Origin of the sequence: Nonomuraea antimicrobica, assembly GCF_039536965.1 — a bacterium.
Taxonomy (GTDB): Bacteria; Actinomycetota; Actinomycetes; order Streptosporangiales; family Streptosporangiaceae; genus Nonomuraea; species Nonomuraea antimicrobica.
Map to the genome: position 1 here is coordinate 1 of NZ_BAAAZP010000118.1, position 8,061 is coordinate 8,061.

Genomic DNA, 8,061 nt, shown 5'->3' on the forward strand with positions numbered 1-8,061 from the left:
CACCTGCCGCTGCAGCGCCATCAACTGGTGCCGTAACACCAAGATTTCGATTTCCTTGTCTCGATCAGTCCGAGATAGCAGTCCCAGGAGCGAGAAAGTGGTCGTCATCGTGAGGTACGCCAAGCGCAGTAACACGATCGGCCATCATGCCGTGCGGGCGCCCAGCGGGAGCACAAGAAGGCGCATTACCTCCACGACCTGCATGGATGAATATTCGGCACCCGCAGCGTCGCGATGGTCGCGCATATTGAGGAGCGAAGGTGGGGCAGGCTCTTCCGCTCAAAAGGTGGTGTCTGACAGGCGAGCGTCCGGTGTGAGTGGATCCAGCCTGTTTGGTTCAGTTTCGGGCGATGGTCCGGCGGGCGATCTCAAGCTGTTTGTCCTTGACGGTCTTCAGCGCCTGGAACTTCTTCGGATGGGCGCGGATGGCGTCGTTCTGGATGCGTTCCTCCACCACTGTCCAGATGGGCACGAGGTTGGTTTTCTCCTTGCACCTCACGTCTGTCTGTGCTGCGCGGATCTCCTGCGCCGAGGGCTCTTTCGTCTGCCAGCGCGGGTCGGTGATCGCTGTAAGCGGGTCCGGGTAGCGGAAGCCTTCGTTCGCCATGCACTGGCTCCAGGAATGGAACGCCTGGGTGACCTTCCCGTCGCGCTGGGAGGCGTCGAAGGTCGCAAAGATGGTTTTGTTGAAGAATGCGGCGTCGGCTTTCGGGGCGCCGGTCGTCATATCGTCGCGCGCCCGGTCGAGGCAGCGCCCGGCGGCCTCTCTCGTATTCGGCGGCGCCGCGGTTATCCGGGCGAGGTCTTGGGTTTTGCGTGCGATCACGGCCGGCCGCTGCGGGGGCGCGTGGTAACCGAAGACGTCCGCTATCTGTGGTTCGATGACGCCGTAACGGCGACGGTGCGGCGGGTCGTTCTCACTTTCGGCGGGGCCTGGAAGCGCCTGCCAGGCAAGGCCGAGATCCTTCATGCAGTCGCGCACGAGGAGATCCTCGGCGACCTCCCGCGTCATGACTTCGGCAGGGCTGAAGTTGTAGGCGTCGAAGGGGAAGACGAGCCGCCGCGCCGCCGCGCCCGGCTCGGGAACGGCGGCGACCTTTCCCGGCTGCGTCGACGACTGCGACGGCTTCGATGATGTCAACGGCGAGTCCGCCTGTGTGGCTGAGCAGGCCGAGGCCGCTCCGGCGAGGAGCGTCAGCGCCAAGGCCGTGCCGCATCGCCGGAACGGCATTCTCATCTCCCTACGTTCGAGCGGGTGATCGTCACCATGATCGTGATCGTGCTACGCCCGCGAGCGTCAGAGCAGGAGCGAGCTTGTCTTGTTGTCGAAGCCGTTGTTCGTCAGGTCCTTGTCCTGGCTCTCGGCTGCCGCGCTGTAGCCGTGCGCTCCGGCGCAGCTTGCACGGTCGTAAAACCACACGGACCGGTTGTAGGTGTTCTTCTGGGAACTCGCCCAGTTGTTGTACGCGGCCGGGAGGTTCCCGCAGTAGCCCTGGGCGAGCTGAATCTGGACGTAGGGGCTTCCGGTGAAGTTGTCGTGCTCGTACAGGCAGAGCCGGTTGTTACTGCATGCGTTCAGCGCAGTGACGTCACCGGCCTCGATGACTTCGACCGCGATTTCCTCGACACCCTGAATGGGAGGCTTCTCGACGGCCTGAGCAGCGGGGCTGAGTCCCGCGAATCCTATGGTGCTGAGCGACAGAGTGCCGATGATAAGAGCGACTTTACGCTTCATGCGCATTCCCTTCATTGCTGTGCAGGCATGTGCAGGCAACGGTGTTGTTCGCCGTTTGCAGCGCGAACTATTTCGGGGCGCGATGTGGATGGAGTCGGACGACGTTACAGGTGTGGGAAAGGACTGGCGTCAAAGTACTGCCACACCTGCTGTTGTTGAGATGGTGGCATCACGCTGATGCCATATTTGACGTTTCGCCTTCTGAACGAGAATCTCCACGTCAGAGGTTAGACCGCATCTTGCCCCGTTTGCTTCTTTTGGGCCCCTAGAAGCTGATCACGAAGCTACATGGCGCTCCGACGGCAAGTCAAGACCGAAATTTCCCTTTTGACACCCGCATATACGGGTAGTCGCGGGTAGGGATTTGCTCTGACCTGCAGATCTATGCAATTGAGTGCCGGTCGGGTTGCTTAGTGTGACGCTCCTTGGGCGGATTGCGCAGGGAATTCTGCACAATACGCTGTAAGCATTCGCGTCCAGCACATTTCAGGGTGTCATGATCGCGCTGTGTGATCGTCCCGACGTGTGCGCGAGCATGGCTGCTTCGGAGGGTAGGTCTTCGCCTGGTCTGGCGGCCACCGGGCAAGACCGTTCCGGCGTTGTTACCAGGACGGCGGTGCCGGCGATTCCGACGGCGAACCCGATCAGCAGCATGGGACGGGTGCCGATCCGGGTGGCCAGGCGCTCGCCGGTGGCGATGGCCATCAAGGGGATGAGGAAGGCCAACCCGGACTGCAGGGCGCTGTGGCCATGGACGCTCTGCAGCAGCACCGTGAGGAAGTACGGCAGGACGCCGAAGGTGGCCATGTAGATGAACGTGACCAGCATGCCGACGGTAAGACTGCGGTTGCGGAAGAGCCCGGAACGGCATGAGCGGGTCGGCGCTGCGGGCCTCGACCTGTACCGCTCGAATCTTGAGTTACGGGGCCTGAGCTGCGGTTAAGTGGCGTGGTGGTATTCGCTGATCATGCTGGCGACGGCGGGTCTTCTGCGGATGGATCGCAGGTCGTTGAGGTCAGTCATCACTTCGCGGGCGGGTTGCACTGCGATGTCCGGGGGACGTTGCTGCCGGGACTGGTGCGGTCGGTTGTAGTGGATCAGGTACTCCTGGAGCAGGAGCGTCAGGTGGCGTGCGTTGAGGATCAGAATCCGGTCCAGGAATTCGCGGCGCAGGGTGCCGATGGCCCGTTCCCAGACGGCGTTCATCCGCTGAGTCCGCGGCAGCGTGGTGATGATCCCCAACCCTTCGGCTGTGAAGACCTCCCGGAAGGCGGAGGTGAAGAGCGGATCCCGATCGTGGATCACGAACCGCAGCCCGACGATACGGTCACCCAGATCCATCGCCAGATTGCGAGCCCGCTGCACCGTCCACGTTCCGCTCGGGTGCGCGGTCACCCCGGCCAGGTGCAGTCGCCGAGTGCCATGCTCGATAGAGATCGGCACATACAGCCGTTTGAGCAGTACCGTCTCCACTACCAGGAAGTCACACGCGACGATCGCGTGCGCCTGGGCGGCGAGGAACTGCCGCCAGCTCGGCCCGGCCCGGCGGGGCGCCGGATCGATACCGGCCGCGTGCAGGATTTCCCACACCGTGGAGGCCGCGATCGGGTACCCCAGGCGCGCCAACTCGCCCTGAATTCTCCTATGCCCCCAGGTCGGATTCTCCCGCGCTATCCGCACGATCAGCGCCTTGACCGGCCGACGGGTGCCGGGCCGTCCCGGGCGGCTCCTGCCGGTGAAGGTCCACTTACGCGCGAGGTCACGGTGCCAACTCAGGATCGTCGCCGGGGTGACCGGGAACAGCTCCGCCCACCGGCGGCGGTGGATCAGCCGAGACAACGCTGCAAGCCAGAGCCGGTCAGCGTAACCCCTGTCCGGTGCCAGAACTGATGCAGGGGGTCTGACCTGGTCTTCTGGGCTTGGGCCTCGTGCTGTTTCGACTGCTGTATCTGCTGGTGGTCAGGGTGTTCGGTTGGCTGGTGCTGCTCGCATGGGGGAGTGCTTCCAAAGTGGTGGAGATCTTGGTGTTGCGGCATGAGGTCGCGGTGCTGCGTCGTCAGGTCGCCCGGTCCAGGCCGGATTGGGCCGATCGGGCGTTGCTGGCGGCGCTGGCGAGGCTGTTACCTGCTCGCTTTCGGCTGTATCGCATTGTGGCGCCCGGCACGCTGCTTGCCTGGCATCGCGGGCTGGTCAAGGAGAAGTGGACCTTCCCCGCCAAGCATGGCCGGCCGCCGGTCTCTGAGGAGATCCGCGATCTGATCGTCCGGTTGGCGCGGGAGAATCCGTGCTGGGGTCATCGGCGCATCCGAGGTGAGCTTCTCGGTCTCGGGTATCGGGTGGGGGAGGGGACGGTCCGCCGGGTCCTCGCCTGTACGTGTTGTTCGTCATGGAGATCGAAACGCGGCGCGTGCGTATCCTCGGTGTCACGGCTCATCCGACCGGTGCCTGGACGGCGCAGCAGGCGCGCAATGTGCTGATGGAACTGGGCGAGCGAGCCGACAGGTTCCGGTTCCTGATCCGGGACAGGGATGGCAAGTTCGGCGGAGAATTCGACGAGGTGCTCGCCGGCGCGGACGTGCACATCGTCAAGATTCCGCCGCGCTCGCCGCGGGCGAACGCGTTCGCTGAGCGGTTCGTTGGCACACTTCGGCGCGAATGCCTTGATCACCTTCTGGTCCACGGTGAGCGGCACCTGCAACAGGTCCTGGCCAGGTACGAGCGCCACTACAACGAGCACCGTCCGCATCAGGCGCCGTCACTACTTCAGCCCCTTCACGATCCGGCCGAGGTGGTCGATCTCACGGCTCGAACAGAGAGACGAAGCGTTGTCTGCGGCCTGATCCATGAGTACCGCAAAGCTGCTTGACGACGTACGAAACCACAGGCCAGCACTACGAGCGAGTTTTGGCACAGGACAGGAAGGTGTCTCCGGCAACCGTGTGGGCGATCTTGAATAAGGTCGGCGTCGATCCAGCGCCCTGGTGTAGCGGTCCGACCTGGGCTCAGTTTCTCCAGGCTCAGGCGTCCGGGATCTTGGCCTGCGACTTCTTCAGCGTGGAGACGGTCATGCTTGCGCGGCTGTACTGCTTCGCCGTGGTCGAGCACGCCACGCGGCGGGTGCACGTGCTGGGGGTCACGGCGCACCCAACCGCCGGCTGGGTCGCCCAGCAAGCCCGCAACCCGATGCTCGACCTGGGTGATCGGATCGGTGATTTCCGGTTCTTGATCAGAGACGGGACAGCAAGTTCACCGGTGTGTTCGATGAGGTGTTCACGACCGCGGGCATCCGCGTGGTGCTCACCGCGCCCCAGGCTCCTCGGATGAACGCGATCATGGAGCAGTGTGTCGGCAGCGTACGCCGCGAGCTGCTCGACCGGATCCTCATCATGAACGAACGCCACCTGCGCAAGATCCTGGCCGAGTACGAGACCTACTTCAATAGGCATCGTCCGCGCGGGGCCTTGAAGCAGGCCAGCCCTCTGCGGGCGCTACCCGATCCGGTCGACGCCGACATCGAAGTCTCCCGACGAGACCGGGTCGGCGGCCTCCTGCATGAGTACGTGCAGGTCGCATGAGGAGACACGATATTCGGCACCCACACGGGTCGTGCTCGGCGGTGATGTGAGGCGACGACACATCTTCAGCGGAAGGTAGTCCAGTATATATCGCCCTTGCCACGAAACCAGTGGAGGAGACGCCAAGTTTGCCCTTTCCGAAGCGGAAGTGTAAGAGCACCTCTGCCTCCACCGATTAGTAGTCCATAAAGTACATATTTGCCATTCTCCATGATGTGGATCATTGTGTCGCTCTCGTCGTTAGACGAGTTTTGGACTATCAGGAGGCCATCCTCCTCGGTGGTGATCTCCTCTGTCTGTCCGTTTTCAGAAACCTCGGGATCCAATTGGATTGGCATTCCAAACAAGGTCTCAAGATTGGTCTTGCCGTTTACCGTCAGGTCGCCGGAGACCGTCGCGTCATCGTTCACCTGCAGGTTGGCCTGGGCGTAGACGTTGCTTGCCGCGATCAGCTCTCCGTTGACGATCAAACCGTTGGAGCCGGTGGTCGTGAGCTTGTTCGTGACCTTCAGGTCGTCGAGGGTGGGGTTGGTGATGGTGACGGTGATGGTGGCGTACCGGTCGCTCGCTTCAAACCCGGTGGTGACGGATGCCCTGAGCGTCACGGTGGTGTCGCTGACGATGGTGCTCCCCGAGATGGTGTAGGACGTGGCGGGGCCTTCGTAGAGAGTCGCACCGACGCCGTCGTAGAGCTGGAATTCGCTGCCGTTGCTCTCCCAGGTAAGCAGGATTTCATCTCCGGCCTTGAACTTTGTCCTTGGAATGGTCGGCCTATCCGGAGCGCTCGCCAGAAAGTTGTGCAGGTAGAAGACCGGCTCTGCGGTCTCCCAGGTCAGGTCCTGGGGTGACTTGGGGGTGTATTTGCCGCTGGTGGTGCCGGAGGTTTCGGTGGTCGGGCAGGTGAGTTCGCTGCCGGGGGCGGCGGCGATGTTGCCGGTGATGCTGATCTTCAGCGGTTGGTCGATGAGGTCGAGCCCCGGTACGGGCGGGGCCTGAAAGATGACGTGGTGGTAGTTCGTGGCCGGGTCGAGGCCGAGTTTCCGCCCGTTCTCCACCTGGGCGGACGCGACGCTCCACTTGCCGGTGATCGACGACTGCGGGTTCTCGGTGAAGTAGGCGCCTCCGTCGTCGGGTGCGCTGATCGGGACGGCGATGTCGAGTTTCTTGCAGTAGATCTTCTGACCGGCCGGGCTGGAGACGGTGATGTCGATGGTGTTGGCGGCGGGCTTGTCGGGAGTGCCTGCTTGAAGGGGCGCGGTGCTGGTGCTGTAGTGCAGCAGAGGGGCATCGGGCATGGGGCATGGCCTCCTTGAGGGCGAGTCTTACCCAGGCGTGCAAAGGGGAGATGAGTGACCGTGATGCGTGGCGGTGCGGCCGGAATTCCCCCGTTGGCGACGCACCGAAGAAGATCACTCCCTAGATCCAATCGCCCCCGTTGGAGCGCGACAACATCTCACAAGGGGCGATAAAGGGGCGATCCGGTAATACTCTCAACGTCTTGACAAGCCTGTGACACCGCCCATCCCAACGCTACGAAGATCCGGTTGGACAAGATCACGAACTATGATCCCAGTCGACCCGGCCGGGCCGTGGCTCACGTTCGGCTCCCTGCGTCCTGGGTCGTGTTCTGGGTCATGGGGGCCTGGCTGTACAGGTGGCCGGCGCCCTGTGCCAGGGCGGCCAGGGTGTCGTTGGGGCCGGTGAACAGTTTGGCGTCGGCCAGGGCCGCGTACACCTGGTCGCGGCCGAGCTTGGCGTCCCCGCGGTCGGCACGGCCGATGAGGTCCACGCATGACGCGTCGGTGGTGAAGGCGAAGTCGTGGTTGGCGGCGGGCTGGCGGGGGAACGGTGAGAGGCCGGGTGGCAGTTCGTCCTCGGTGTACTCGCTGAGCGGGAAGACTCCGCGTGAGGTGGCCAACTTGGGTCGCGGCGCTTGGACGTCGAACCCGACCGGCCGGTCGGGGAGTATCTCGGCGCTGGGTTTTTGCGGCGCTTCAACTTCTAGGAACCCGTATGTGACTTTCTGCGGTGGGCTGCCCCATAGGGACGCGGGTAGGTTCCGGGTGCGGGGGGTCAGCGTCCAGCCGTCGGCGGGTGCGGGCCGATTCTGGAAGTACAGCGTCAGGCGGTGTTCGCCGACCAGGCCGGTACGTTTCATGGGGCGTACGTCGACCAGGGGTCCGTCATCGGGGCCGGGTGCGGACAGCGGCGCTTGGCCTGTGCGCAGATGGCTGGCCGGGATGGCCGACTGGGTGAAGAAGCGCAGGTCGCGAGCGCGGACGAGCCACACTTTGCCGCCGCGACCGGCATCGTCGATGGTTTTGTCCAGGCCGCTGACCGGGGCGATGGTGATCATGTCAGGTGGTTTGGGCAGCATGCCGGCGAACTCCGGCCACTGCAACGTCTCGGCGTCGGATCCAGAAGATCCGGGCCCGAAGCTGACCGTCACGGTCCAGCTCAGGATGTGCGCGGAGACGTAGCCGCCGGTGGGTGGCCCCCACAGGGCCAGGTCGGCGCCGATCGAGGCGGTGAGGGTCTTGTGCACGGGTCCGACGTCGATCTGGAGTGAGGCGCCGATGCTGATCGAGATGCTTGCGTTGAAGTGGAACGGCCGCCACGACAGCAGCAGGTCCGCCTGAGCGCTGAACCAGGCCCGGAAGGGGCCGGAGTGGAAGACGGCGTCGAGCCGGGCGCCCGCCATCGCGCACGACGGCGTCACCGCCAGATACGCCTGCGCCTTGATCTCGACGC

8 protein-coding genes and 1 pseudogene are annotated in these 8,061 nt (G+C 63.9%); 3 read left to right on the forward strand and 6 right to left on the reverse strand.

The window, feature by feature from the left end; genetic code table 11:
- Window positions 1–337: 337 nt before the first annotated feature.
- Window positions 338–1,237 (reverse strand): hypothetical protein, encoded by a 900-nt coding sequence (locus ABD844_RS32775; protein ID WP_344886606.1) that lies wholly within the window; start codon window positions 1,235–1,237, stop codon window positions 338–340.
- Between the two features lie 60 nt (window positions 1,238–1,297).
- Complete coding sequence (locus tag ABD844_RS32780; protein WP_344886608.1) at window positions 1,298–1,735, reverse strand: peptidase inhibitor family I36 protein; 438 nt, start codon at window positions 1,733–1,735, stop codon at window positions 1,298–1,300.
- Here ABD844_RS32780 and ABD844_RS32785 point away from each other — a divergent pair.
- Window positions 1,734–1,913, forward strand: coding sequence for a hypothetical protein (locus tag ABD844_RS32785; RefSeq protein ID WP_344886610.1), 180 nt, complete (start codon window positions 1,734–1,736; stop codon window positions 1,911–1,913). The two genes, ABD844_RS32780 and ABD844_RS32785, sit on opposite strands and share 2 nt — an antisense overlap.
- 308 nt (window positions 1,914–2,221) lie before the next feature.
- Here the strand turns inward: ABD844_RS32785 and ABD844_RS32790 are convergent.
- Together ABD844_RS32790 and ABD844_RS32795 are read right to left on the reverse strand one after the other, a co-directional pair.
- A pseudogene (locus ABD844_RS32790) lies at window positions 2,222–2,581 on the reverse strand (hypothetical protein); the annotation flags it as partial.
- A 93-nt stretch (window positions 2,582–2,674) separates the two neighbouring features.
- Window positions 2,675–3,574 carry an integrase core domain-containing protein gene (locus ABD844_RS32795; protein WP_344886612.1) on the reverse strand — a complete coding sequence of 300 codons (900 nt, stop codon included), beginning with the start codon at window positions 3,572–3,574 and terminating at the stop codon, window positions 2,675–2,677.
- Window positions 3,575–4,121: 547 nt separating this feature from the next.
- On the opposite strand from ABD844_RS32795, the gene ABD844_RS32800 reads away from it, so the two are divergent.
- Both ABD844_RS32800 and ABD844_RS32805 read left to right on the forward strand, forming a co-directional pair.
- Window positions 4,122–4,601, forward strand: a complete 480-nt coding sequence (locus ABD844_RS32800) for an integrase core domain-containing protein (RefSeq protein ID WP_344886614.1) — start codon at window positions 4,122–4,124, stop codon at window positions 4,599–4,601.
- Window positions 4,602–4,989: 388 nt separating this feature from the next.
- Window positions 4,990–5,310, forward strand: a complete 321-nt coding sequence (locus ABD844_RS32805; protein ID WP_344886616.1) for an integrase core domain-containing protein — start codon at window positions 4,990–4,992, stop codon at window positions 5,308–5,310.
- Window positions 5,311–5,375: 65 nt separating this feature from the next.
- On the opposite strand, the gene ABD844_RS32810 is transcribed toward ABD844_RS32805, so the two are convergent.
- Complete coding sequence (locus tag ABD844_RS32810) at window positions 5,376–6,605, reverse strand: hypothetical protein (RefSeq protein WP_344886618.1); 1,230 nt, start codon at window positions 6,603–6,605, stop codon at window positions 5,376–5,378.
- A 299-nt stretch (window positions 6,606–6,904) separates the two neighbouring features.
- Window positions 6,905–8,061: DUF6603 domain-containing protein (locus ABD844_RS32815; protein ID WP_344886620.1), on the reverse strand; the 1,157-nt coding region annotated here is incomplete at its 5' end.